Source organism: Gordonibacter sp. An230 (assembly GCF_002159915.1).
In the GTDB taxonomy this organism is placed as follows: domain Bacteria; phylum Actinomycetota; class Coriobacteriia; order Coriobacteriales; family Eggerthellaceae; genus Rubneribacter.
In genome coordinates this window covers 108,330-132,302 of the sequence record NZ_NFJP01000002.1, presented here as the reverse complement: position 1 = coordinate 132,302, position 23,973 = coordinate 108,330, and the positions used below count along the sequence as shown (strand labels likewise).

The 23,973-nt window shown below is 67.3% G+C and carries 31 protein-coding genes; 3 read left to right on the top strand and 28 right to left on the bottom strand.

Annotated features, from left to right (window positions below):
• Positions 1-5 precede the first annotated feature (5 nt).
• Positions 6-290, bottom strand: coding sequence for a hypothetical protein (locus B5F40_RS01805; protein ID WP_087192673.1), 285 nt, complete (start codon positions 288-290; stop codon positions 6-8).
• Between the two features lie 125 nt (positions 291-415).
• Between B5F40_RS01805 and B5F40_RS01800 the strand changes: the two genes are divergently transcribed.
• From B5F40_RS01800 to B5F40_RS15800, 3 genes are all read left to right on the top strand, one after another.
• Entirely contained in the window at positions 416-1,324 is a 909-nt protein-coding gene (locus B5F40_RS01800; RefSeq protein WP_087192672.1) for a tyrosine-type recombinase/integrase, read from the top strand.
• Positions 1,294-1,662 (top strand): hypothetical protein, encoded by a 369-nt coding sequence (locus B5F40_RS01795; protein ID WP_140396382.1) that lies wholly within the window; start codon positions 1,294-1,296, stop codon positions 1,660-1,662. The genes B5F40_RS01800 and B5F40_RS01795 overlap by 31 nt, the downstream gene beginning before the upstream one ends.
• Positions 1,663-1,737: 75 nt before the next feature.
• Positions 1,738-1,950 (top strand): hypothetical protein, encoded by a 213-nt coding sequence (locus B5F40_RS15800; protein ID WP_140396381.1) that lies wholly within the window; start codon positions 1,738-1,740, stop codon positions 1,948-1,950.
• On the opposite strand, the gene B5F40_RS01785 is transcribed toward B5F40_RS15800, so the two are convergent.
• The 27 genes from B5F40_RS01785 to B5F40_RS01670 all read right to left on the bottom strand — a co-directional run bounded on the left by B5F40_RS01785 (position 1,919) and on the right by B5F40_RS01670 (position 23,973).
• Positions 1,919-2,227: a hypothetical protein gene (locus tag B5F40_RS01785; protein ID WP_087192669.1), complete on the bottom strand. Its 309-nt coding sequence runs from the start codon at positions 2,225-2,227 to the stop codon at positions 1,919-1,921. The genes B5F40_RS15800 and B5F40_RS01785 overlap by 32 nt on opposite strands.
• 46 nt (positions 2,228-2,273) lie before the next feature.
• A complete protein-coding gene (locus B5F40_RS01780) occupies positions 2,274-3,116 on the bottom strand; it encodes a hypothetical protein (protein WP_087192668.1) in 843 nt (280 codons plus the stop codon).
• Position 3,117: 1 nt separating this feature from the next.
• Positions 3,118-3,357, bottom strand: coding sequence for a hypothetical protein (locus B5F40_RS01775; RefSeq protein ID WP_087192667.1), 240 nt, complete (start codon positions 3,355-3,357; stop codon positions 3,118-3,120).
• The gene (locus tag B5F40_RS01770) at positions 3,357-5,117 is read right to left on the bottom strand and encodes a hypothetical protein (protein ID WP_140396380.1); all 1,761 of its coding nucleotides are present in this window, start codon (positions 5,115-5,117) and stop codon (positions 3,357-3,359) included. Before B5F40_RS01770 ends, B5F40_RS01775 begins: the two co-directional genes overlap by 1 nt.
• Before the next feature lie 3 nt (positions 5,118-5,120).
• Positions 5,121-5,981 (bottom strand): hypothetical protein, encoded by an 861-nt coding sequence (locus tag B5F40_RS01765; protein ID WP_087192665.1) that lies wholly within the window; start codon positions 5,979-5,981, stop codon positions 5,121-5,123.
• A complete protein-coding gene (locus B5F40_RS16390; protein ID WP_087192664.1) occupies positions 5,978-7,987 on the bottom strand; it encodes a phage tail protein in 2,010 nt (669 codons plus the stop codon). The genes B5F40_RS01765 and B5F40_RS16390 overlap by 4 nt, the downstream gene beginning before the upstream one ends.
• A 5-nt stretch (positions 7,988-7,992) precedes the next feature.
• Complete coding sequence (locus B5F40_RS01755) at positions 7,993-8,607, bottom strand: Gp15 family bacteriophage protein (RefSeq protein ID WP_087192663.1); 615 nt, start codon at positions 8,605-8,607, stop codon at positions 7,993-7,995.
• A gap of 3 nt (positions 8,608-8,610) precedes the next feature.
• Positions 8,611-8,991: a hypothetical protein gene (locus tag B5F40_RS01750; RefSeq protein ID WP_087192662.1), complete on the bottom strand. Its 381-nt coding sequence runs from the start codon at positions 8,989-8,991 to the stop codon at positions 8,611-8,613.
• A 16-nt stretch (positions 8,992-9,007) separates the two neighbouring features.
• Positions 9,008-9,505 (bottom strand): hypothetical protein, encoded by a 498-nt coding sequence (locus B5F40_RS01745; RefSeq protein ID WP_087192661.1) that lies wholly within the window; start codon positions 9,503-9,505, stop codon positions 9,008-9,010.
• Positions 9,506-9,517: 12 nt separating this feature from the next.
• A complete protein-coding gene (locus B5F40_RS01740) occupies positions 9,518-9,970 on the bottom strand; it encodes a hypothetical protein (protein WP_087192660.1) in 453 nt (150 codons plus the stop codon).
• Positions 9,967-10,326 carry a minor capsid protein gene (locus B5F40_RS16155; RefSeq protein WP_162610859.1) on the bottom strand — a complete coding sequence of 120 codons (360 nt, stop codon included), beginning with the start codon at positions 10,324-10,326 and terminating at the stop codon, positions 9,967-9,969. Before B5F40_RS16155 ends, B5F40_RS01740 begins: the two co-directional genes overlap by 4 nt.
• Positions 10,323-10,655 carry a hypothetical protein gene (locus B5F40_RS16150; RefSeq protein ID WP_162610858.1) on the bottom strand — a complete coding sequence of 111 codons (333 nt, stop codon included), beginning with the start codon at positions 10,653-10,655 and terminating at the stop codon, positions 10,323-10,325. The genes B5F40_RS16155 and B5F40_RS16150 overlap by 4 nt, the downstream gene beginning before the upstream one ends.
• Positions 10,656-10,665: 10 nt before the next feature.
• Positions 10,666-11,004, bottom strand: coding sequence for a hypothetical protein (locus tag B5F40_RS01730; RefSeq protein WP_140396379.1), 339 nt, complete (start codon positions 11,002-11,004; stop codon positions 10,666-10,668).
• Positions 10,997-11,392, bottom strand: a complete 396-nt coding sequence (locus B5F40_RS01725; protein ID WP_087192657.1) for a hypothetical protein — start codon at positions 11,390-11,392, stop codon at positions 10,997-10,999. The genes B5F40_RS01730 and B5F40_RS01725 overlap by 8 nt, the downstream gene beginning before the upstream one ends.
• A gap of 17 nt (positions 11,393-11,409) precedes the next feature.
• Entirely contained in the window at positions 11,410-12,285 is an 876-nt protein-coding gene (locus tag B5F40_RS01720) for a hypothetical protein (protein ID WP_087192656.1), read from the bottom strand.
• Between the two features lie 13 nt (positions 12,286-12,298).
• A complete protein-coding gene (locus tag B5F40_RS01715) occupies positions 12,299-12,901 on the bottom strand; it encodes a phage scaffolding protein (protein WP_087192655.1) in 603 nt (200 codons plus the stop codon).
• Positions 12,902-13,026: 125 nt separating this feature from the next.
• Positions 13,027-13,677 carry a DNA-methyltransferase gene (locus tag B5F40_RS01710; RefSeq protein WP_087192654.1) on the bottom strand — a complete coding sequence of 217 codons (651 nt, stop codon included), beginning with the start codon at positions 13,675-13,677 and terminating at the stop codon, positions 13,027-13,029.
• Positions 13,678-14,175: 498 nt separating this feature from the next.
• Positions 14,176-14,370 (bottom strand): hypothetical protein, encoded by a 195-nt coding sequence (locus B5F40_RS01705; protein WP_087192653.1) that lies wholly within the window; start codon positions 14,368-14,370, stop codon positions 14,176-14,178.
• Positions 14,361-16,106 carry a phage minor capsid protein gene (locus B5F40_RS01700; RefSeq protein ID WP_087192652.1) on the bottom strand — a complete coding sequence of 582 codons (1,746 nt, stop codon included), beginning with the start codon at positions 16,104-16,106 and terminating at the stop codon, positions 14,361-14,363. Before B5F40_RS01700 ends, B5F40_RS01705 begins: the two co-directional genes overlap by 10 nt.
• Before the next feature lie 3 nt (positions 16,107-16,109).
• A complete protein-coding gene (locus B5F40_RS01695) occupies positions 16,110-17,558 on the bottom strand; it encodes a hypothetical protein (protein ID WP_140396378.1) in 1,449 nt (482 codons plus the stop codon).
• A 10-nt stretch (positions 17,559-17,568) separates the two neighbouring features.
• Positions 17,569-19,257, bottom strand: a complete 1,689-nt coding sequence (locus B5F40_RS01690) for a PBSX family phage terminase large subunit (RefSeq protein WP_087192650.1) — start codon at positions 19,255-19,257, stop codon at positions 17,569-17,571.
• A 113-nt stretch (positions 19,258-19,370) separates the two neighbouring features.
• Complete coding sequence (locus tag B5F40_RS16145; protein ID WP_162610857.1) at positions 19,371-20,036, bottom strand: HNH endonuclease signature motif containing protein; 666 nt, start codon at positions 20,034-20,036, stop codon at positions 19,371-19,373.
• Entirely contained in the window at positions 20,033-20,272 is a 240-nt protein-coding gene (locus B5F40_RS16140) for a hypothetical protein (RefSeq protein ID WP_162610856.1), read from the bottom strand. Before B5F40_RS16140 ends, B5F40_RS16145 begins: the two co-directional genes overlap by 4 nt.
• 175 nt (positions 20,273-20,447) lie before the next feature.
• A complete protein-coding gene (locus B5F40_RS16135; RefSeq protein WP_162610855.1) occupies positions 20,448-20,879 on the bottom strand; it encodes a RusA family crossover junction endodeoxyribonuclease in 432 nt (143 codons plus the stop codon).
• Entirely contained in the window at positions 20,876-21,076 is a 201-nt protein-coding gene (locus B5F40_RS16130; protein ID WP_162610854.1) for a hypothetical protein, read from the bottom strand. The genes B5F40_RS16135 and B5F40_RS16130 overlap by 4 nt, the downstream gene beginning before the upstream one ends.
• Positions 21,073-21,336, bottom strand: a complete 264-nt coding sequence (locus B5F40_RS01675; protein ID WP_087192647.1) for a hypothetical protein — start codon at positions 21,334-21,336, stop codon at positions 21,073-21,075. The genes B5F40_RS16130 and B5F40_RS01675 overlap by 4 nt, the downstream gene beginning before the upstream one ends.
• A gap of 387 nt (positions 21,337-21,723) precedes the next feature.
• Entirely contained in the window at positions 21,724-23,973 is a 2,250-nt protein-coding gene (locus B5F40_RS01670) for an AAA family ATPase (protein WP_087192646.1), read from the bottom strand.

Sequence of the window (23,973 nt, the reverse complement as noted above, 5' to 3'; positions counted from 1 at the left end):
CTATCTCATGCTGCGCCTATGCCAGCGAGCGCCCATCCGACGGCGGCCGCCACGAGCGCCCACAGCGCTCTGTCGGCCATGTCCTCCCAGCGCCTCGCGGGCCTTGCCTCCAGGGCGACGAGCCTCTCGTCCATGGCGTCTATGCGCTGCTGGTTTTGCCTCTCGATCTCCTTGAGAGCTGAAAGCGTCTCGTTGATCTTGTCGATCTGCTCTCCGTGGGCGTCGAGCCGCCTGTCGTGCGAGCGGATGGCGCGGTCGTGTGCCGAGTGCTGGTCGCACCGGTCGTCCATTGCATCACCTCCTTTCCACGATTGCGTCAATCGTGTGCCACGTGTCACGATTGAAAAATCCCAGATCGTCTACCATGTGATTCAGGGCGAGACGCTCTGGGATTTTACGGAGACAGGAGGAAGAGATGGACGCAGCCGAGGCGATGGGCATGACGCTCGAGGAGATCGTGGAGGGCCACTACTTGCCTGACAAGCGCGCACGCAGAAGGACGAACACCGTCGAGGGGTACGAGAGCAGCCTGAGGCTGCACGTGCTACCCCGGTTCGGCGGTCTGACCGTCTCACAGGTGGAGCGCGACGAGGTGCAATCGTGGGTTGACGCATTCGACCTCCCGGGCGCGGCGGCGAAGGCCTACAAGTGCCTCCGGCAGGTGATCAGGTGGGCCGTGCGCAGATGGGCCATGCTCGTCATCGACCCTACTGTGGGCATCGAGCTGCCCCGCAAGCCCGTCCATCGCTTCGAGACGCTCTCGGCCAAGCAACTCGCAAAACGTCTGCGCGGGATGTGGGGCCACCCCCTTGAAGCGACTTGCATCGTGGCGTCCGCCCTGGGGCTCCGTCCCGGCGAGGCGTACGCTCTCGAATGGGCCGACATCGACTGGCGTAGCGGCAAGGTGGTCGTAAGCAAGACGCTGCAGCAGGTCAGGGGCGGTGTCGAGCTGTACGCCACCAAAACGCCGAAGGGCGACCGGGAGCTGTACCTGGCGAGATGGGCGCTCGACCGGCTTCGGGCGATCCATAGGGGCGCGGGCAGCCCGGCAGGGCGGATCGTAGGGGGCCTGACGCCGTCGCAGGTGGCAGGGAGGATCAGGCGATTCGTTCGCAGAGCGGGGCTGCCTGAGGTGTCGATGCAAGGCCTCAGGCACACGTGGGGGACGCTTGCCGTCGAGGCTGGCATACCCATAGAGACGATAGCAATGCAGCTTGGCCACGCGGACGTGGACGTTGCATACAGCCACTACATGAGGAGAACTAAGACCATCATGCAGAGCGCTCAACGCAGATGGACGAAATACCTCTTCAGCTTCGCTTAAGGGATTCCGTATCCCAGCGTCTGGACGACACCGGGTGGGTGCGCTGCTATTTCGTCGATGGCAAGATCGACGTGAGGCAGCGCCGCGTCGGGAGCACCGTCCACGTCCACGGCTGGTGCTCGGGACACGAGGCCACGGGAGCGGGCGACTACCGAGCCATCACCACGCTCGACGAGGGCTTCAGGCCCGACGTCGAGCTGACGGCCCCGCTCGCCATCCTGAGCGACGCCGACGGATCGAACCTCGTGCGCGTCCAGCCGGACGGCCAGGTGCTCCTCTACTCGTCACGCGCGGCGTATACGTACTGGTCTTTCGTTTTAGCGTACCCTGCGGCCTAGGATTCCGTATCCCGGACGTCCGTCACCGTCAACGGATACAAGATCGTTGACCCCGCGGGCGCGACGTCGATAGCCGTGCTGTCGTACGACGAGCTGGCGAAGCTCGCGAAGGACGCGGGAGGAGTGCACAGGGACGCGACGGCGGTCTGCATCAACGGGGACTGGGACGCGAATCCAAAAGGGATAGCGTACAGCCTCATGCAGGACAACAACCTCGTCGTGATGTTCGAGGCCCCTATCACGGGGAGGTACCGCATCAACTGGTCGGTGACGTTCCCGAGGGCTTGAGCCCGACCACGGATACGATGCGGCAGTCCACGTTGCCCGCCCCCTCGCCCCAGGCGTAGGCCGATATGGGCATGTTGACCTGCGACGTTACGCGGGCGGTCGTGCCGCTCGCGGTGATCGTGCCGAACGCCACCCAGCACGTGCCGTCGGTCACGCCGTGGGACACGTAGTCGGCGGTCGCCCCGGGGCGCAGCCTCACGGCCTTGCGGTTGCCCTGGGCACTCGAGATTTCGACGTCCAGCCAGTCGTAGCCCTCCGCGGCCTCCGAGAGGGCCACGGAGGCCGCGCCGGGGCCGGAATAAAGGGTCTGGGATACGGAATCCCTATGCCAGTCGCCCGAAAACGCTCACGTGCAGCGTCACGTCCTTGGACTCCGGGTCGCGCGCCACATTGACGATGCGGAACTCCGTCGTGGCCTCCGTGACGTGCTCCGGCATCGCGAAGCAGCCTCCGGACGCCTCGCACGACGCGGTCACGACCGGGGACTCGGCGAAGGCCACGGGGAACGTCAGCCGCGGCCACATGCCGTAGACGTGGTAGTCGCCCCACTGCTGGTCGAGGGCCACGTAGCGCGTCGTCGCCGCGTGCAGCGCCGCGTAGCCGCCGGGCAGCCTGGCGACCGTCCACCCGTCGACGATATCCACCCGGGATACGGAATCCCGGAACTTGGAGCAAGATACGTGCTTTTTGAAAAGCTGCACGGGATTGCCGACGGTGAGCCCATTGATTGGCAGGCGCCACAGTGGCATGATGGCTGCGGAATCCTGTGCGGAGATGTCGCCTGCGGTGTACGATGGGTCGGATGCCGTGCCGGTCGTGGGAGTGCCCTTGATCACGACGAGCTCCATTGACTCCACCGAGTGGTCGGGATCGCTGCCGGCCGCACGCTCGTACTTCACGCAAACCAGATCATTGCGGTTGTATCCACTCTGGCCGCTTTCCACCGTGAGATCCTGATACGCTTCATTTGTGACGTAGCGGTTGTCCATTACCAGATCGCCGGTGCCGATGCGCACCTTGTTCGCAGTCTGCATCTTGGCCGCCATCCCGTCCTGAGTGTCGAGCACGTAGCGCCCGGCGCCGATGGTGCCGGCGAGCAGCCTGCCGAGCTGCGACGCTTTCACGTGGTCCTTGCCCTGGTATCCGTATACGATGTCGAGGGCCATACTACTCCTCCTCCCCCTCCCGCTTGGCCATGAAGTCGCCGAAGGCGGCGTCCTGCTTCTGCGCCATGTCGCGGTATGACGCGTTGCACGCCGGGCACAACAGGCGCGATATGGCCGTGCCGTCGGCGGTGTACCGCTGGACGTCGCGCCAGCTCTGCGCGGCGGGCGCGTTATCCGTCGCGTAGATCGTCTCGCCGCAGCGGTCGCACGTCAGTTGCGAAAACCCTGTCGTCTTTGCCATCATTTCGTCCTTTCCCATATCAGGCGGCCCATGTTGCCGGGCTGCCTCCTCCATGTTCCCCCGTATGTCATCCCGGGGTCTTCGGGCCACTCGAACGTGCTCCCCACGGGGTGGGCCGTCAGGAAGCCCGCCGCGCCGATGTCGGCCTCGGTCGGGATGATCACGTTCTCGCTGCCGTCGAACTCGACGGTGCCGGTCACAGCCCCCGTGAGCGTTATCGTCCTCGGAGTCTCCAGCTTCTCGGCCCTCTTCGCCGCGCCGCCTGCCGTATCGCTTCCCGCGTAGGTGTGCGTGTGCGACTTAGGCGCGTACGTGCTCGGCATGTCGTCGAGCGCCTTCTTATCAGCCTCGCTCATGAGCCCCGCCGCCGATCGCGTCGCCGTCGCGCTCGGCATCTTGAGCGTTCGTGCCTCGGCTTCTGTCACGTGCCCGAAGGAATCGACCGATATGCGCGGAGGGATCGTCGCGGTATCGCCCCAGCCTGGCGCGAGGTCGGCGTCCGGGCCGTATGAGCCGGCGGCGACTCCCGATGCCTGGTGATTCACGGTGGCCGTCTTCGCGGCCTCGTCCACACTGACTGCTATGGGAGCCGCGCCCTTCACGGCGGAGACCTTCGCCGCGGCCTCCGCCGACGCGTTGCTTGCGAGGGCGGCGGCGGTCCGCGCCGCTTCCCGCACGGACTCGAGGTCTTCCGCGTCCACCTCGGCGCTTATAGTGCGCCCCACTATGCTGATACCGCTGCCGGCGGTGTAGGACGCCCCGCTGCCGGAGCTCTCCGATCTTCCCGACAGGCTGGCTTCTGCGGCGGTGCCGCCGGCCTTGTACTCGACCGAGCAGCTGCGGTCGGTGATGGTGGCCACCTTGCCGCCGACGGCGGCGTGCACTTCCTCGCCGGTGAGCGCGTCGATGCCGGGCACCACGTCTCCTATGTCGTACTCCCAGCCCTCCAGAAGGTCGGCGTCCCAGGAGCTGCCCTCTTGCAGCTCTCTCAGCTTCTCGGGCCCCTTCTCGGCCAGCTCCTCGGCGCTGGCGTTGCTGTAGTCGTAGACCGCCGTTCGCTCGGCCAGGCCGAATAGTGTCTGGATTTGGCTGACGTTGCCCTCGGCGTCCGCGTAGTCGTGGCGCACGGAGCGCTGCGCCCCCTCGCCGCCGCCGAGCGACACCAGGTGGTTGTACGGCCTGGCAACGCGCCTCACGCTCACGTCCGCCCGATCACTGTCCGGACCGTCCGAATAGTCGGCCAGAGGTGCGGCAGAAAGCTCCACCACGCCCGCGGAGCACCGTACGAGCAGCTTGGCGCCCGAGGCGGCCAGCATCGCCCTGATGCCCGCGTATCCCGTGCAGTACCGCTCGAACGCGTGCGACACCTGCACGCCGGAGTCGGATGCGGGTGCGGTGAACCGTCCGGACAGGCCCATGCGCTCCACGAGGGCCAGCAGCACGGCGTTTGCCTCGCCGGACATCGACAGGTGCGCTTGGCCGGGATCCGGTTCCAGCACTTTGTCGGCTAGCACTCCCGTCCACGTTCGGCCCGTGTAGCGCACCAGGGCGTCGGCGGGGGAGGATTCCATCGCGTCGATGACGCCGCCCCATTCGGTGCCTTCGGCGTAGATGATCGATCCCGGCTCCAGGCGCAGATCGCCCTCGACATCCAGGGACAGCTCGAAGTCGTTGCGCTCGTCGCCCTCCTCGATGTCCAAGCGATAGCCTCTTAGCTCGCCTAGGTCCCTAAGGCTCGAATCGGTGTACGTTACGTCCATGCGCTACTCGCCCCCCTCGTACGGAGCCGCTATCCGCGACTCGCGCAGAACCACATCGAAGAAGAACGATCCGTCCCACGTGACCCTGTTCGTGCCGGCGGGGATGCGTTCGAACAGGTACGTGCCGCTGCCCCTGCCTCCGCGCTCCCGCTCGGCGTATGCGTCTTCCACCGTGCCGTCGGCCATGACTATGCGCACAGTGTGCTCCGCCGTGTCGACTTCGAGGCGCGCCCCGTCGGGCACGTCAACGTTCACCTTGTAGAGGTTCTCGCCGATGCGCACGTAGGGGCTCGTGGCGGGGCCGTACACGCGCCACAGCCAGTCGCAGGCGAACATCCCGCCGTTGTCCACGGAGCTCGCGCCGGCCTCGGGCTGGAAGTCGAAGGGGAAGTCGAAGGGAGCATCGACGCCGCCGCCCGTCTGAACGGCCGGTTCGAACCGCGTCAGAGTCTCGCACGTCCACACGGGGCGCTCGACCAGCAGCGTCAGCTCGAACTCGGCGTACCGGTCGTCCATCCAGTAGCTGCCTGCAGAGCCGCCGACTATCCAGCAGCGCAGTTTCCAGCCTCCCGGCACCTCCAGCGTGCCGGGCTCCACGGCGTCGATGTCCGGCTCGCCGAGCAGCAGCAGGCGGTTGCGCAGCTCGATGCCCTCCTCGGGCGTGGCCGCCGCGATGCCCACGGGGAAGGAAACCTCCTTGGGGCCGTCTGCGGCGAAGCTGGTCACGCGACCGCTCGTCGCGCCCGTCGAGTGCGACCACTCCCAGTCGCGCAGGCCGTGCTCCAGGTAGTGCAGCGACTCGCTACCGCCGCCGAAGGCCATGCTCTCGCCCCTGCCGTTCGTGTACCGTATCAGCGTCCTCACGCCTTCGCCGCCTCCCTGTTGAGCCTGCCGAGCTGCCTTTTGTTCCAGATCACTTCCACGGGCTGCCTGAGCGCGTCGCCGACCCTGCCGAGTCCGTCGTCAATCTTCCGGCCCAGCCCGTCGAGCTTGGCGACCACGACGGATAGGTCCGCGCCGTCCTGGGCGACGCCGCGCGACTCGCGGTATGACGCGTATGCGCCGCCGAAGCCGAGCGCGGCGCGCCCGCTCGCGGCCAAGGGCACGTCGAACGGGACTCCGATGTCGGGCGCGCCCTTGGCCGCAGCCGCCGACACGTCGGCCATGGCCGAGTCCATGGCGCGCACGGCCAGCTTCCCGTAGTCCTCTATGCCGTCCTCCATGCCCTGCATGGTGAACTCGCCTATCTCGCGGAACACCTTAGACGGACTGGCAATGCCGAGCAGGCTCTTGGCCCAGTCCACCGCGCCGCTCACGACGCCGCCGATGGCGTCGATCACCGCCTGGCCCATGCTCGCAATGCCGTTGATGAGCCCTTGGACGAGATCCTTGCCGGCTTGAAGCAGGTCAAACGACGATATCGCGTCCCATATCTGCTGCAGGAGGTCGGCTACGCCCTGGAGCACCGCCGGAACCACTTGAGGTAGCGCAGACACGATGCCGTTGAACAGCGTCACGGCGGCGGAAATCATCTGTCCGAGAAACGCGGGCAGGTTCGTCAGCACGTTGCGCACGAGATCGCCGATCCCCTGGACCACCACGGGGATGACCTGCGGGATCGCCTGGACGATGCCGTTGAACAGGTCGAGCGCGGCCTGGACCATCTGCCCCACGTACGTGGGCAGGTTGGTCATGAGCTGGGTAACGAGATCGTTCGCCGCCGACATGGCCGCCTGAGCGAGTTGGGGGAGGATGGTCGGAAGCTGCGTCGCCAGAGTCGAGACGAACGACGAGATTCCCGATATGGCGAGGTCCAGCTGCGCCATGAGAAGCGACGGCAGCTGGCCCAGCAGCGTGGTCAACAGCGACATTACGGCGGTGGTGATGATCGGCAGCACCGTCTGCATGATGGCCGGCAGCTGGGCGGCGGCCGTCTGGATCGCGCCGACGAGCGCTCCCACCCCTTGCGACATCAGGCCGGACACCGCCTGCGCAACTCCGTCGGTGCCGCCGCCGGAGAGCGCAGCCGACACGGCGTCCCCCAGAGGGCTGAGCGCCGCCGGGATGCCGGCGATGAAGCCGTTGAGCCCGTTTATCGCCCCCGTCATCGCGGGCTGCATCTGCGCGAGGATGTCGGAGAGCCCGCCGACCACGGTGGCCTTGAGATTTCCTATGGCGCCCTCGAACGTCTTGGTGGACGTCGCCGCCTCGGCCGCCGCGTCGGTCATGCCCAGGTCCATGATGGCCTGGTTGAACTCCTCCGCGGTTATCTCGCCCTTCTCCATCGCCTCGCGGAAGTTGCCGGTGTAGGCGCCGTTCTTCTCCATGGCGTCCTGGAGCATCCCGCTCGCGCCGGGGATGGCCTCGGCCAACTGGTTCCAGTTCTCGGTGGTGAGCTTGCCGGCTCCAGCCGTCTGCGTGAGCACCATGCCGACGCTCTTGAACGTGTCGGCGTTTCCGCCGGCGGCGGCGTTGAGGTTGCCGGCGGCCTCGGCGAGCTTGTCGTAATTCGGGACGGCGTTGGCCGCGAGCTGGGCGGTCACGTTCTGGATGTCGGCCAGCTCGTAGACGGTCTGGTCGGCGTAGGCCCGCGTGCTGGCTGCCAGCGCCTCTATCTGGTCGGAGCCCAGCCCCGCGAAGTCGAGCGTCTGCCTGAACTTCTGGGTGGCATCGGTCGCGGCCGCGGCCTCCGCCACCAGCTGGCCGAACCCGATGGCCGCCGCGGCTCCCGCGAGGGCGGTTCCGACGCCCTTGAGCGACGAAGTAATGCTCGACGCGCTTCTTTTCGTTTCGCCCTTGAGCCGGTCGATCGCCTCGCGGTACTCGCTCTCGTCGCCCGTTATCTCGATGACTACCTTGCCGTCAGCCATGGTTGCTACACTCCGAATCTTATGGCCGTGTTCCTCCTTCGCTCCTCCTCGGTTCGCGCGGGCAGCATGGTCCGCTGCTTGGCCTCGGCGAGCCGGCGCTTCTCCTCGCCCTTCAGCTTGCCGCCGTCCGCGGCGCGAACCGCCATGACGCGCACGCTCTCGCTGTCCTCGCCAAGGCCGCAGAACAAGCTCCAGAAACGCCACCAGTGCATGCGCAGTCCGGGATCAGTCAGATCTATGCCGTAGAACCTCTGGAAATCGGCCACCACGGGCGCGGAGTCCCATCCCCAGTCCCATGTGCGCTGCCTGGACACGCGCCGCTCCTCGGCGGTCTGCGGACGCTCGGGGACCCCCATGCGCGCGAACCAGATCGCCGCGTCCACGGCGTCGCCCGGGCTCCTCGTCGCGGCCTCGTACGGCGGCACGTCCTCGCCGGGCGTCGTTCGCCGGGGGTAAACCGCGTCGAGGAGCAGGCTGCTCGCCATCCGGTCGGGAACCTCCGGATCGTCCATGAGCATCTGCACGCGCACCCACACGCGCCAGTCGGTCTTTATGCGCAGGGGCGCCCCGCTGACCTCCACGGTTGACGGAGTGCCGTACAGGAGCACGTTGGGCCTCACGGGCTATTCCTCGTCGCCGATGGGCTTGCTCAGCGCGGCGATGCGCGATACGGAGTCGGACATCGCGGCGCCGGCGCGAGCGCTCGCGCCGGCGATCTGCTCGAAGATGTAGGCGATCATGCTTGCCTCCATTGCGAGGTTGGGCTTGCGGCCCTCGAACACCTTTTCGGCGGCCTCATCGCCGATCACTGCGCGCACGACGCCGCGCAGCTCGCTCGACATGGCGACCGCGGCCTCCTTCCCGGCCTTCTCGACGTCGAACTTCTGCAGCTTGGCGCTCGCCTCCTGCAGCCGGCCAATGGTGTAGGGATCGCCTATCTCGACTTCGTATGACGCGCCGAATATCTCGATCCGTACCGCCGGATCGCTCCACTCGAAACCCATGGCTCTCTTTTCTCCTTCACTGCTCGATCTTCGCGTCTTCGGCGGCGAACGTCCCAGCGTTGAATGACCCCTTTGTCCACGCCTGATCCTTCATCGAGAGAGTGCCCTTAAGCTTTACAGGCTCCCCTGCGCTGTTCTTGTCCAGCTGCTGCGGCGTGAGCAGAAAGACCGCCATCTTCGCGGCCTTGCCGGCGCCGTCCGCCGCATCCTCCCAGGTTCGCACGCGGCACACCCTCGTTGGTATGTTCGTCTCGTCCTCGTGCTGCATGAGCCACTGATCGAGGGCGTTGTTCTTGTAAGCGTCCTTCTCGTACTCGATGGAGGCCTTCTTGGCCACCACGTATGTAGGGGACACCTTCACGTCGATGTAGTCGGGCTCGTATGTCACGTCGTCGTCGCTGAACTCCCAGCCGAGCAGGTTTGTGACCTTTGTCCACCTCTCTGAGCCCTCGGTGCCGGTGTCGATGTAGTCTTCAAGCTCGTCGCCCCAGATGGGCTCCTCGGTCTCCGCCATGCGGCGCTCCTCTCATCGGATGATCTGCTTGTATTTCAACTCGAACGTCACCTGCCAGTCTTCGAACCTTTCGGTGCGTCCCAGACAGGTGGGGACGGTGCGCTGCCGACCGCCGGGCGTGCGGAACACCGCGTAGCCGTCCATGGACAGATCGGCGGTCTCGAAGGCGGCGCAGAAGGCCGTGAGCCACGCGTGCGCGTCCAGGCTGTCCTGCTCGGAGTCGCATGCCGTGCGCAGGGTGGCGCTGAACGGGAAGTTGCGGATGGCCTCGCCGCTGATGTAGCGGCGCTCCACCGCGTCCGACGCCGTGGGCTTGAGCATGAGCCTGGGCATCTCGCCGGGCTCGGCGGTCAGCTCCTCGAACATCGCGCGGCACGGCGGCTCCATGGCCTGCGCTATCGCATTGGCGGCGTCCAGCACCATCTCCGCCGCCTCGGGATCGTACACGGTCCGATCCTCGCTCATCTTCCTGCTGCCTCCCTAGCTGCGGCCTGCGCCTCTTTGATCCATTCGGGACCATGCGCGGCTTTGGCGGCGTCGAACCATTCCGTCGTCGTGCCCGGCCATGTCTTGCGCGGGCATCCGTAGTACTGCGGCCTTGCGTACGGCACGGCCGCGCTGCCGTATACGAGCAGCGCCCTCTCGGGCTGGCTCTCGGTCTCAGCGCTGCGCCTCAAGTCGCCTGTCAAGTAGGGCACGTACTGCTCGCTATCGCGGCGTGCGGCCATGACGTACGCGGACGTGGCCGCCGTCGCGATGGGCCCCTTCTTGGCCTCGGCGGCGGCCACGTCTATTCTGCCGATTCTCAAGGACACGGTCATCGCGCAACCGCCTCCCAGTGGTGCGGGTGCACCCCGCTCAGGTGCACCGGATAGCAGTTGACGACTTCCAGCGCGTCGGCGGGAGGCTCGGCATCGTCCCGCACCCCCGGGGCAACGCGGTCGCCCCTCAACAGCGGCGGCTCGTCCGTCACGCATGGGAGCACCAGCTCGGCGCTCCACGACGCGGTGTCGCCGGACGTTCCCGCGCGCGTCTCGCGCGACTCGTCCCAGCGGCAGCGCATGGAGCCCATGGGGATCCATGCGACGGCGCGCCCTTCTTGCTTCCTGCGCCACGCGGTGAGCGTGCTCGGCGTCATCCTCGGGTTCATCCCGGCCTCCTCACGCCCACGAACAGGCGAGCTTGCTGCCCGCCAGCTCGCGCTCTATAGCGGCGTCCGCGCCCATGGTGGCGGCGTCCGCGTACGTCTCGCTGGCCTTGCCCGCGCTGTAGCTGGTGACGGCGGGGGAATCGGCGGCCTCGCACGCCGCGCACACGGCGCGGCGGTACGCCGTCAGCTCGGGCTCGTCGAGCGCGTCGCAGTCGAACAGGGCCAGGCGGCGGCGCACGCGGGCGCGGGCCTCGGGCAGGGCCGCCGCGAAGGCGTCATCGCCCATGCCGTCGGCCCCGCCCATGTACTCTTCTCGGTACCACTTGTGTGTCGGGTCTGCGCTACTCATAGGAAACGTCCGACAGATCCACCGTGAAGACCATGCCGCCCTGCTTCGCCTCGGCCTTCGCCCTGTCGGCGAACGTGCGGAACGTGAAGCTCTTCTGAGCGTTCGAGACGGCAACTATCCAGCCGTCGGCGCAGTCGGCCAGGTCGCTCACCTTCCATGCGCCGCTCGGAGTGGTCTTGCCCACGTAGCCCGTTCCCTTGAGCGTCAGCGGGACGTAGAATCCCGTGCGGTCCTTCTCCTCGGAGCTGAACTCGGGCCATTCGACGTCGTTCAGGGCGCCGGTCACGCGCACGGTTCGCCCGTTCTGCTCCACGCTCACTTCGCCCAGCTGCTCGAACGTTACCGAGCCGATCCCGGTGGCGCCGCCGGCGGGCGTGCCGGCGGTCACCTCTGCCCCGGGATCGGCTATCGAGGGTCCTCGATTGTGCCCTTCACGATGCGGTCGATGAGCTCGGCGTACAGCGCCATGCCGCAGATGGCCACGGTGTCCGTGGTCAAGTTGTCGTAGGTCGTCTCGTGGTGCACGCCCACGTAGCCGGTGGCGTCGGTCGTGAAGTCGAACGCCTTGGCGACGTCGGCGTTGCGAGGGTTCGCGTAGTACAGGATGAGGTTGCCCTTCGCGGTGCCGTACACGGTGCCCTGCGGGACGCCGGTGTGCACCAGCACGTTGTAGAGGCTGAGGAAGCTCTCGACGTACGTCATGCCGAACGCGGTCTGCACGGTCACGTCCTTCTTCTCCAGGTAGCCCGCGATGTCGAGCGGGTTGACCATGTACAGGAAGTCGGAATCGGCCACGTCGTAATCCTCGAACAACACCTTGAGCTGGCCCCAGGTCTGGGCGAGGGCGCCCTGCAGGCCCTCGCCGGACGCCTCGCCGGTGCCGGTCGCCATGGACTCGAAGAAGTCCTTGCGGATGCCGCCCTGGATGTCGTTGATCATCCTGTCGTCGGTGTCGGTCACAGCTTGCTCGTAGCCCTTGTCGTTGATGGCCTCGAGCGTGGTCTGCTTGCGCCATTTCTTGACCGTGAGCTCGAACAGCCCCGCCACCTCGGTCTTGTACTTGGACAGGGGGATGGTCTCGCCTTCGGCCACCTCGCCGCTCTCCAGCGTGCCCGTGACCTTGTAGGTCTTGATGACCTGGCCGGGGACTTTCTCGACTTTGCGCGTGATGCCCAGGATTTCCTGGAGCACCTTGATGCCCTTGTTGAACTGGGTGACGAAATCGATTTCGCTGACCTTGGCGAAATCGGCCGCCTTCATCTGGTTGGGGTCCGCTGCCATTCCTGGCTCCTTTCTACTGGAAGAGGTCCATGTTCTCGGCGATGAGACGTCGGCGCTCCGCCGGGTCCTTCACCCCGACGATCTCCTCTTTGGTCATCTTCTTTCCTGCCCCGCCCGGAGCGGCCGCAGTGCTGACCGTCTGCTGGGTGTTGGCGGACTGGAACAGGTACGGATACGATTCCTTGAGCTTCGCCGGGTCCATGCCGCTGATGTGCCCGTCGCTCGCAACTTCGACCTTCTCCATGTCGATGTGGGCCATGAGCGCCACGGTGTCGGAGCATCCGGCCTGAATGAGCGCGTTCTGCACGGTCAGCGACTTCATGCGCGCGTCGTAGTCGGCCTTCGTCTTGGCGCTGGCCTCCTCGGCCTCCTTCTTGGCCGCCTCCACCGCGGCCGCTACGTCTTCGGCGGTCTTGGCGCCCTCGAACTTCTTGGTGAGTTCGCCCATCTGCGCCTGCATCTGCTCGATGCTCGCCTTGAGGGCCTTGTTCTCCTCGTTGAGGCGCTTGTTCGCTTGGCCGAGGTCGGGGCCGCCCTTCGGCTCCCGCTGCTGGGCATCGCCCTGTTGCGGCTTCGCCAGCTCCTGCTGCTGATTCTGACCTTCGCCGTTTTCCATGCCTGTCCTCCCGTCGGGTTTGTTCCGGGCTTCTCCGCCCGCTTGACGTGGCGCCTCTTCGCTCGGCGCGTGCGGTCGGGCCTCTGCGCTCGGCCCCTGCGATAGTTGGCATGATGCGACGCGCGTCACCCGCGGGCGTACGTCTCGGCGATTCGGGCGCGCGCCACGCTGTAGTAGTGCTCGGTCATCTCGACGCCGACGAACGAGCGGCCCGTCTCGGCGCACGCGACGCCCGTGGAACCGCTGCCCATGAAAGGGTCGAGCACAACGCCGCCCTCCGGCGCTATGGCCATGAGGTCGCGCATGAGGGCCACGGGCTTCTGGTTCATGTGCTCCCGCTCGCGAGGCGCCGCGTGCTCGTAATGCCCTGGCAGGTACTTGGCCCCCGGCGTCGGCTTGCGGTCGATCTCGCCCTTGGTGGCCCAGACCGCGAACTCGCAGTCCGCCTTGAAGCTGTTCGGCTGCGGGCGGGCCGCCGTCTTGATCCACGGGACTATCCCTCTGAACACGAACCCCGCGATCTGTAGCGCGTCGCACGTGTTCGCGAGCTGGCGCCAGTCGCTGAATACGACGGCGGACGAGCCCGGCGGCAGTATCCGCCAGCACTCCGACATCCACAGCGCGCACCACCTGAGGAAGCTACGCTCGTCTCTGGCATCCCCCGGGAAGTCGGCGAACTTCGCGTATCCGTCCTGCTGGTACTTCCTCGAGGGCGGCGCCTTTCGCTCCGTCCTGGTCAGGCCGCCGGAGCAGTACGGCGGGTCGGTCAGCAGCATGTCGATGCCGCCCGAGGGCAGCTTGCTAAGGACCCTGACGGCGTCGCCGCAGGCTATCCTGCAGGTCGCCGGGGGGGGGGGTGGCGATCTTCTCGAACACGGCTCCTCCTCGCTTCGCTTGCGAGGGACATCTTCCCGCGCGCGTCACCCGGCGCCGTCGGGCGCGGAACGCCGATCGTCCGAGCGCCGCCATGCGTTACAATGGGCGCGGTGCTCCGTCATGTCCCTGGGCGGCATCCGAAAGGAGAGGCTCATGGACGCGCAGACAGTCATAGCGGTATGCGAGTTGCTGTTGGTGGTCGTCGGAATCGTCAACCTGACGAGGAAAGATGAATGACGGACGGTGTTGGGAGAATGAAGAAAGCCGGTCGCCCCTGCAAGGATAACCGGCTTCGTTAAGTAACCGATGCTGCCCGGGTAGGCGGGGCACCGATTGGCTTTATTGTAGCACGTTTTCAACGGACAGGGGCGGGCGGTTTCCGATCGGTCGACCCGCGGCTATCGGGCGGGGACCCTGAAGCGCTCCCATTCGTCTTTCGTCAGCTCGGACGGCTCCTTGCCGACGGATCGGGCGTACTCCGTCGCGTCGCGCAGCCTGTAGGGGCACGTCGTGACGCGATAGGGGTCCGGGTTGTAGACCAGGCCCCCCTGCGGGCCGCTCGGTATGTCGATCATCTTAGGCTTCATTTCCATTCGTAATTATACTCCTTGAGCAGCCTTCGTGCCGCACGTTCGTCGATTTCGAAATGGTAGGGGTGCAGAATCCCCAGGTGCGTTGCCCCTAACTTCTCGATGTAGTGCCGCTCGAGTTTGGCGTCCTCGGCGAACCCGTAGAGGTAGCCGCCAAACCCGGCCTTTTCGGATATTTCGACGGCGAGCGCGAAAAGGTGCCCTCCGACCCCTTCGTAATCCTGCTTGCCCGTCGCATGCTTGTCGTTTCTGGGCGCGGTTTTCGCATAGTGTAAGTAGACCGCCTGGGCGTCCCGGTCTTCCCTGAGCGCGATGAGCCCCTGCAGCTCGCTTTGCCCCTTGATCGTGAGACCGTACACGTCGACCCCTTTCGGCGCCTTCTCCCAGTTGATGTCCCAGCCTGTTTTGGAGTTGTACCCTTTTAGCTGGCTTCTTGTCGTGAGCTTGTAGACCTGGGTGTCCACGAGCTCGCCGGTTTTGGTGTCAAGCAGGCAGGGGACAAACCGATCGATCTTGGTATTCGCGCGACCGTGCATCTGACTCACGTACAGCTTCGTCGACGCGCTTCTGAGCGCCCTGGGCTGCGCCCCCACGCCGTAGGCCCGCTCCCTCGCGTACTGGCGCACGAATCCCTTGTCGGCGCAGTGCGAGCGCAGCGCGGCCTGCTGGCGGCCGAGCACGAGTCGCTTCTGCACGTACGTGGGCGATTCGAACCCGATGCCCGCCCGTTCCATGCCCGACACCTCGCGCTTGGTCTTGCGGACGCGGCGCTCCAGCTCGCGCTGGCGCTGCGTGGCCTCGTAGTACCGCTCGGAGCTCATGCCGAACCTCGCCTCGTGCTCGGGCCACTCCCTCGCGGGGAGCTTCGTGATGCCGGGATAGTAGGGGTTGATTGAGTGGCGGCAGTTCGCGCCCTTGAGGCCGCCCACGGTGCCGTAGCCCGTGAGCTCGGCCAGGCCGGGGTAGCGCACGCCGTCCACCTCTGCCGCCCCATGGATCGCGCACGGCTTCCCCTGCCACTCGGCGTGGCTGGGGCGCGCCCCGTAGTGGGCGGACGTGACCACGAGCTCGTGGCCGTACGCCTCCAGGCGGTCGAGCGTCATCCTGCCGCCCGCCTGGCTCGCCTGCGTGACCACGTGGCGGCGCACCGCCACGTCAAGCTGGTTGCGCACGCCGCTCGCGTAGTCCACCGTCTCCATGCCCTCGGCCATGAGCCGCGACACGGCGCGCGCCACGCACTCCTCGCGCGGAAGCAGCCCCTGGTTGAACGCCGCGACGGCCTCGCCCGCGGCCTCGTACCACAGCCGCTCGGCACGCTCCGTCATCGCCAGGTTCTGGCGGCGTATCACCTCGGCCACGCCCAAGGCCGTCTGGGCGGCTATCTCGGCGAAGTGCGCGGAGTACCCGCCTGCGAAGGCGAGCGCCGCCCTGGCCGCCGCATCCTGCCCGTATACGGCGGCCAGGGATGCCTCGTCGGCCTCCGACGATTCGATCAGGACGGACTCCACGAGCCCGCGCACCTCGTCGTCCACGGTCCCGGCGTACTCGGCAATGAGCTCGTTCGCCATGGCGGCGTTGGCCGAGGCCAGCCGTTCGAGCGCCGCCTCGTCAGCCAGCCCCATCGCGCCGTCGGCCAGGGAGTCGCACAGCCGCGAGAACAGCTCGGCGACCATGCGCTCCTCGCTGCCGTGCACGATGGAGTCCGCCAGCTTCTGGATGTCCGCCTCGGTGAGCGCCACGCGCTAGGCCTCCGGCGGCACGTCGGGCAGGGACGCGTCGGAGCCTTGGGCGGCTTTCGCCTCGTCCTCGGTGTAGCCCTGCCAGCGCACCATGTAGCGCCACGGCTCGAGCAGCCCGGCGGCCACGTCGGCCCGGTCGCGCTCGCGCAGGCTGTCGTCGTCCTGCACGATGGAGTCGCCCATCTCCACGCTGACCATGCCGGCCACGTCGGGCAGCGACGCCCAGCGCGTGGACAGGTTGCGGTAGATGCCGCACGCCGCCTCCATGACCTGCTGGATGGCGGGGCGCACCAAGTGCTCGTGGCGACGCACCGTGCGCATCATCTCGGCGTTGTCGGCGGCCACCTGCTTAGCGGTGGTGATGCCGCCCTGGCTGTCGAGCGCGTAGCACTTCATTCCGAAGCCCACGCGCTTGCCGAGCATCTGCAGCGCCGTGGCGAGCATCTGGCGGTCCTGGTCGGCTCGCAGATCGGGGTTGTACTCGAAGACCCCCAGCTTGCCGTCGAACACGTTGCCGTCGCGCAAGCTCAGAAAAAACTGCTGGCCCTCCAGCATCGGCAGGCGCAGAACGCCGCTCTCGTCGCGCTGCATCATCGACTCGGGCAGGGCGAGCATCTTGCGGCCCAGCACGAGATCGTTGCCCACCATGTCGAAGGCGAGGTCCACCGTTTCGAGCGCGCCTATCGCGTCGGCGAACAGCGCCACGCCCATCGGGCTGTATTCCCAAACGCGGTTGTCCTTGGCCAGGCGGATGAGCGCGAACGTGGGGGTCGTCTGCCCCGTGTTGATGCTGAAACCTCCCCCGATGTAGCCCGGCGGCTCGATGCGGCGCCCGTCGTCGCCGAAGAACGCGCACATGATCTCGTAGTCGCCGTCGTCCCGGGGGCGGTGCACCTCCACCTGCGTGCACCGCTCGCCGCGCAGCCACACGTCGGCGACGAAGGCGCAGTCGGTGCAGCGGTCGGTTTCCCACGACAGCGGCACTATCTGGCGCGCGTCGTAGCGCACGGGAACGACATCCAGCGAGTCGCTGCGCCCGTACTCGGCCACGCCGCGGATGTGCAGCGCCCAGGCCGCCGTGCCCGTCTCGCACATGCGCTCCACGGCGAGCGGGGCGCGGTCCGCCCACATGATGCGGGCGAGCCACTGCTGCAGCCATGCGTCGGCGCCGGGGTCGTCGGGCACGCTCACGCTCGCGCGCTCGTTGTAGATGAGGCCGGCCATGTCCTCGCACACCATGCCCGCGGGCGTGCAGCTGCGCACGGGCACCTTCACCACCTTGCCGTTCTGGTCGCGCTCCTCGCGCACGTAGAACTCCGCCTCGGCGTTGACGTAGCCCCACCACTCGCGGATCTTCGCGTCCATCGGGGTCGCGAGGCTCGCCGCCGGATACCCCAGCGACGCGAGCCAGTCCGTCATTGCTCCGCTTCGTTCTGCTATCGCCACGACCATGATCTGCTCCTTACGCTATGTCGGGGTCCGATATGAGGTCGAACGCCGCGTAGCGCACGGCGTCGATGGTATGGTTGTCCTTGTCGGGAAAGCCCAGGAAGCGCCCCTCGTCGTCCTCCAGTGCCCGGTACCGCGCGAACTCCTGGTAGGCGAGCGGGCAGCGCCTGCGGTCGATCACGATGCGGCGGCGCTTGGCGAGCCATCTGATGCCGTCGGCCACGGGCACGCGCTTGCTGGCGGGCACGCACTCGATCCCCAGCGACCGCCACGTGGCGATGTCCTTGGGGGCGGCAGCGTCCGCACGGCACTCGTTCTCCGGCTTGCGGCGCTCGAACGCAGGCGAGCCGTCGGGCAGGCGCAGAACCGCGCCGCTTTCGTCGTGCTCGGCCATGCGCTCCTTGACGGCGCGCACGTTGTCGGCGTCGAGCACGCCCGTCGAGAACACCTCGTCGGCTATGTACAGCGTCGCGGTCTTGCGGTCGTAGCCGACCGTGAGCCACACGAACGGATCGTTCGCGAAGCCCCAGTCGATGCCTCGGCGCACCCATTTCATGGCCGCCACGTCCTCCGGCGCCACCTCCGCCGCTTCCACGTTATTAAACACGCGCCCGGTGAGGCCCACGGGCTCGCCGAGGTACTCGTTGCGGTACGCCTCCTCACTCACGGACTTGAGCCGTTCGGCATCCTTGAAGAACTCCTCGCCCAGGAACTCGGGCGGCACGTCCAGATACGTGCTGCGCAGAACAAGCGCGTCGCCGGATTCCTCCATACGTTGCGCGTAGAGGTGCGCCCAATGCTCGGGGTCGGCGGGGGTGTTGAAAGCGCGGAACGTCCAGAAGCGCGGGGCGGCGCCGCGCTTGACGGTCTGCTCGACGCGGCGCACGGAGCGCTCGCCCTTGATCTGATCGAACTCCTCCCAGCAGGCGAAACCGATGTAGAGATCAGGGCTGTCGAGCGTGAGGGACTTCGCCTTATCCTCGTCATCCAGGCCGCGGAACATGATCGTCTGGCCGGTGGAGGGGCGCAGGATGCGCATGGGGGAGCTCGTCCACTCGAACTCGGACTCCGCGCCCAGGCGGCGGATCGCGCTCACGAGCGACGCGAAGATCGAGTCGCGCAGGGTGTTCCCGACTCGCCGGAACGCCACGCCGCACAGGCGCGGGTCTTTGAGCATGAGGACGACGGGGGCGAGCGACAGCAGCACCGTGGACTTGAGCGAGCCGCGCCCGCTCTCGCCGATGTACTCCGAGTGCCCGTGCTCCATGATGTCGCGCCACGCGTCGGCGTAGCATCCGGGGACGAGGGACGCGGTGTCGATGAGGGGCAGGCCCCCCTCGCGCCCGGAGGCTGCCCCTGCGGCCCGCTCCGCCTCCTCGGCGGCCTCCGCATCGTCCAGCGCGCCCATGTTGCGCGACAGGGCCTCGTACGCCTTGACGTCGCCGCCGGCGGCGGCCATCACCATGCGCGCCGTGACGAGCGCGGCGTTCGTGCGCTCGTCCGGATCCAGCCCGAGGGTCGCCAGGTTCTCCCGCGCCTCGGGGCTCACCACGTCCATCGACAGCACCACGCGGGCGGCCTTCCGCAGGCTGGCGAGCTCGCGGCGGCGCGCGCCCGAGCGCAGGCCGCCGGCGCGGCCCTTCTCCCGCGCTTCGCTCGCGGTTCGGATCTTGTGCGGCTCTATGTTCTCGGGGTTCGGCATGGCGCCAATGATGGGGGACGCGTCACAGGGAGGCGGCCCGCGGCAGGGGGACCGCGGGCCGCCCGAGGAGGGGCCGGCCCTCTCGGCCGGCGAGGTGCATGATGGGGGAGGTGTCACCCGCGCGGGTCGCGCGCCCTCCCTTTCGCCGCCCTCTTAAGCTTCGCCAGCGCGCTGCACGCCTTCAGGGACTCCGCGTCGTAGTAGCGGGGCATCTTCGTGTTGTTCAGCAGGTTGTAGTCGCCGCGGCTGACGCACACGAGGTTTTCCGGCGCGAAGTTGCGCTTGTCTCCGTCCGCGAACACGATGAAGGATTCATCGGGGACGGGCTTGCCGTTCTCGCGCTCCCACGCTAGGTGATGCTTCAAGCGCCAGCACTGCGAGGACTTCGCACCCGTGGCCATCGCATCGCGCGAACTCTCGCACACCTTCACGTACACGTAACCGTCCTTGCCCTCGCGCTCGGAACCGACGGGGTAGCGCATACCCTTTGCCGACATGTTCCCCGGCTTGTATAGGTGCGCTCGGATGTGCTCCTGCTGCTCGGGCGTGTACAGATCGTCCCACGTCTTACCCTTGTTCGGCGCGGTCATGCCCTTGTGAAAGCGTCCTTTGTTGACAAGCCCTCCTATTCCGTTGGCCCTGCACGCCATGTAGATGGCCTTGCGGCTCGCAGTCGTGCCGAACCTCGAATTGAACATGTCGGCCAACTCTTGCGCTGAATGGCCGGGGGAATGCTCTCTCAGGAACCCGACGCGCTCGGGCGTGTACCTCGTCCTCACTCTCCGTCGCCCCTTCCGAGGAGCATCTTGGGAACCTGCACGGACTCCGCCGTGGCCATACTCGCCCTGCTGGCCTCGAGCACCAGCTTGCCGTTGCCGATGATGGTCTCGGCGATCTTGCACACGCTGTTGGCGCGGCTCACCTCCGTCTCGAGCTCGTCGGACGTTCCCGCGCCCTCGATTCGCTCGAGCTGGCGGAACAGCGCGTCGTTCAAGCCCTTCAGGTTCGCGTCCATGAACCTCTCTGCCTCCTTCGCACCATTGGATTCTCTTTTCGCCGCGGTCTCGCTCGTGTAAGGCCTCGGCCTGCCGCAATCCGGGCAGAACCGCTGCGTCCTGCTTGCGGGCAAGTAGGCCCGCAAGCATCTCTCGCACACCCTCTCCGTCTCGCCGGGCCTGGCCGCTTCGAGTCTAAACCCCATCGCACGCCGCCCCCTCCCCGCGCGATCCCGGCAGCTCCTCCATCCTCGCGTAGATTCCCGCCGGGTCGCTCCACAGCTTCGCCGTCGTGTGCAGCGCGATCCGGCTGTCGTTTTCGAAGAACCCGAGGGAGGCCATGACGTCGAACACGGTCTTCTCCACGTTGTCGGCGTCCGGCTTGACGGCGTGGGGCGCCCCTTGGGGATGGGTTCCCCCCGTCGGCCAGCAGATGCGCATCTCGACGGAGATCGGGCCCCTGAGGGGCGCTGCAGGGGCGTGGCGGGCCAGATGCGCGCGCCATGCCGCCTCCGCCTCGAGCAGCGCGTCGGACTTGCGGATCGAGGGCCTCCCTCGGCGCATGCACGGCTCCAGGTCGTTGTGCGTGGCCGTCGGCGGCACCATCGGCTCGAAGAACTCGATCATGGCAGCACCCCCATGGCCTTGAGGGCGGCCCAGCAGACGATGGCGACGCAGGCTACCGCCGCAACGGGCTTGGCGAGCCGGCACAGCAGCGCCCAGGCAAGGAATGCGATGCAGGCGAGGATCATCGCTGCGGTCATCAGCGCCATGGCGAGGTAGTACGGCAGCTCGTCGCGCAGCCACATGGCAGCCGTCCTCATGCCCCAGGCTCCTTTCGCCTGCATGGCAAGGCAACGCTGTTGGCGTCATGCATCTCCTCGCAGTTCCAGCAACCAAGGTTCCACCGCTCGGGATCCGGGCAGCCTTTCGGGCAGTGCCTTTTCGCCCATTCGCGCTCGTCGATCTTGCCGCACGCGTAGTCGGGCACCGCGCACGTGCCGCACGCCGTGTACCCCTTGCGCCTCGCCTCGGCCGCGTCTTCGTAAGGACACGTGGTTGTCGCCTCCATTTCCCAGCTCATGATGCATCGCCTCCCTTCTCGGGGCGCATGGTGGCGGTGACGCCGTTCTCGTCCGCCGCGATGTCCGTTCTCACGATCCTGCCGAAATTCATATTGCTACCTTTCGTCTATCAGTTAGACTTGAGAATTGCATGCTTTGTCAGAGGCAGGGGAAGGGAGGACGGCGGGCGCAGCTTTAGCCCGCCTTCCTTTCCCCTCTGACCGGAGGGAAGGGAAACCCTTTACCCCCCGTAGGGGGGTACCGTTACTCCCGGATCGGGAAAATAGCCGGGATTCCCGCTTTTTTCCTCCCGATCCGGAAAAGGGAAAATAGCGGAGGTTTCCCGATCGGGAAGGAAGGGAAAATAATCGCTATTTTCCCGATCAGGGAGCAGGGAAGCGAGCACGCTATTTTCCTTCCTTCCGTCTTCCGATCGTGCCGCCCTTGACCCAGAACCCGCCGTGCTCCGCGGCCCTCGCGCGGGCCGTCTTCTCGCTCACGCCCATGAAATCGGCCACCTCCTTGACGGTCACGCCCTCGCCCATGTCGCACGCCCCGAACGCCTCCTCGACGGCCTGCCTGCGCTCTGCGGCCTTCTCCGCCTTGCTCTTCGCCTGGCGGTTGCGCCCGGGCCTCCCCGCCCAGGCGTTGCCCGCCCCGTCGCTCTCGAGGTCCGCGAGCGCGCCCGTGGCGTCCGTCCGGTGCACCGGGTGGTCGAACCACAGGTTCAGCGGCTCGAAGCGAGGGAACTCGCGCAGCGTGCCCTCTATGCGCCACGCGGTGCGCTGGGAGGCCGCCTTGCGCGCCGTGTGCACGGCGTCGAGCATCGCCCGCTCGTCCTCCCGGCCGAGGAGCGCCCGCGCGCCCTCCAGGAACCGCTCGGCGCTCGCGCGGTCGTCCTCCCCGACCACGTCCTGCCAGCCGCCCGGCCCGCGCTCGGCCATGACGCGCTCGAGCGCGGCGCACACGGCGGCGTCCTCCTGCTGCCGGCGCAGCGCGTCGGTCTGCTCCAGCTCGATCATGTCCAGGAGGGCGTCGGGGTCGCGGGCGAACACGCCCGAACCGCTCACGCGGTCCATGCTGCGCTTCTGGCCCTGCAGTCCCTTGCTGTGGTGGTGGCAGTACACGACGGCGCACCCCAGCTCGGTGGCCACGCGGTCGAACTGGTTGCAGAACGCCGCCATCTGGTCGGCCGAGTTCTCGTCGCCCGTGATGACCTTGTAGATGGGGTCGATCACGACCGCGATGGGCCGTGTCTTCAGCGCGCGGCGTATGAGCGAGGGGGCCAGCCGGTCCATGGGCTTGCCCTTGCCGCGCAGGTTCCACACGTCGATGCTGGCCAGGTTCGCCGGCTCCACGCCCATGGCGTCGTACACGTCGCGGAAGCGGTGCAGGCAGCTCGCCCGGTCCAGCTCCAGGTTCACGTAGAGCACGCGGCCCTGGGCGCAGCCGAAGCCGAGCCAGGGGACGCCCTCCGCGATCGACACGCACAGCTCGATGAGCGCGAACGACTTGCCCGCCTTGCTGGGGCCGCCGAGCATCATCTTGTGGCCCTGGCGCAGCACCCCGTCGATGAGCGGCGGGGACAGCTCCGGCAGGTCGTCCCAGACGCCGGCCAGGCTCTCGGGATCGGGCAGGTCGTCGTTCTGCTCGTCGATCCACTCGCGCCATTCGTCCCACGACGCCTTTCCAACGTCCGTGGCCACGAGCCACTGCTTGCGGCCGGAGCGCATCACGCCCGGCATGCGGGACAGGCGGCTGGGGTTCTTGTTCTGGGTGTCGATCTTGAGCCCGTTGTCGAGGCATGTCCGGTAGAGGTAGTCCACGCGCCTGCGGTACTCGTCGTAGTCCTTCGCCTCCACCTTGACGACGGCGTGCAGGCTCTTGTTCCCGCTGTGCACGAGGGCCGCCACGGGCAGCTCCAGCTCCTCGATGATGGCCAGCTGGCGCTCCACGGGCATGTCGTCGCTCTCCACGAGGGCGTGGCGGTACTCCGCGACGTTCTCGTTGCGCACGCCCTTGCCGTCGAGCGGGTTGAACCGGATCCACGCGCCCGCCTCGGGGTTGGGCTGCCCGATGGACGCGCCGAGGTCGTCCTTGTATTTTGTAAGCGCCGCCACGAGCTCTCCGGCGGTGCGGCCGTGCGGCCCCTTGCCGGACGGCACCCATCGCCCGTCCTTGTCCCAGGCCTCCACCACGTAGCCCACCACCTCGTCGGCGTCGAACAGCGCCTCGAGGTAGCGCACGGCCTCCTGCCAGCCGCGCCACTCGCCGGCCGGCTCGACGACCTCGCGCGCTTCGACCCACGACGGGTCGACGATGCGTCCGCCCGTCCCGTCGCCGCCCACGTCGTCGTCCCAGCCCAGCGCCTCGCCGCGCCCGTCCGCGCCGTCCGGCGACCATCCCGCGTCGCGGGCCATCTGGACGAGGGTGCCGCCCTTGACCTCGCTCGGCGACCGGCCGAAGCCGCGCCACTTCTTCGCGCACTCGCCCTCGCGGAAGCGCGCCGTGTCGCGCCGGCTCCACGCCTCCCACACATCGCAGCCGTACCCCTCGGCGTGCAGGGCCATGCCCGCATGGAGCCACTCCTCGTAGCTCAGCGAGGCCGGGTCGATGGCGGCCAGGCACTCGGCCAGGTCGTATCCTCTCCCGTCCAT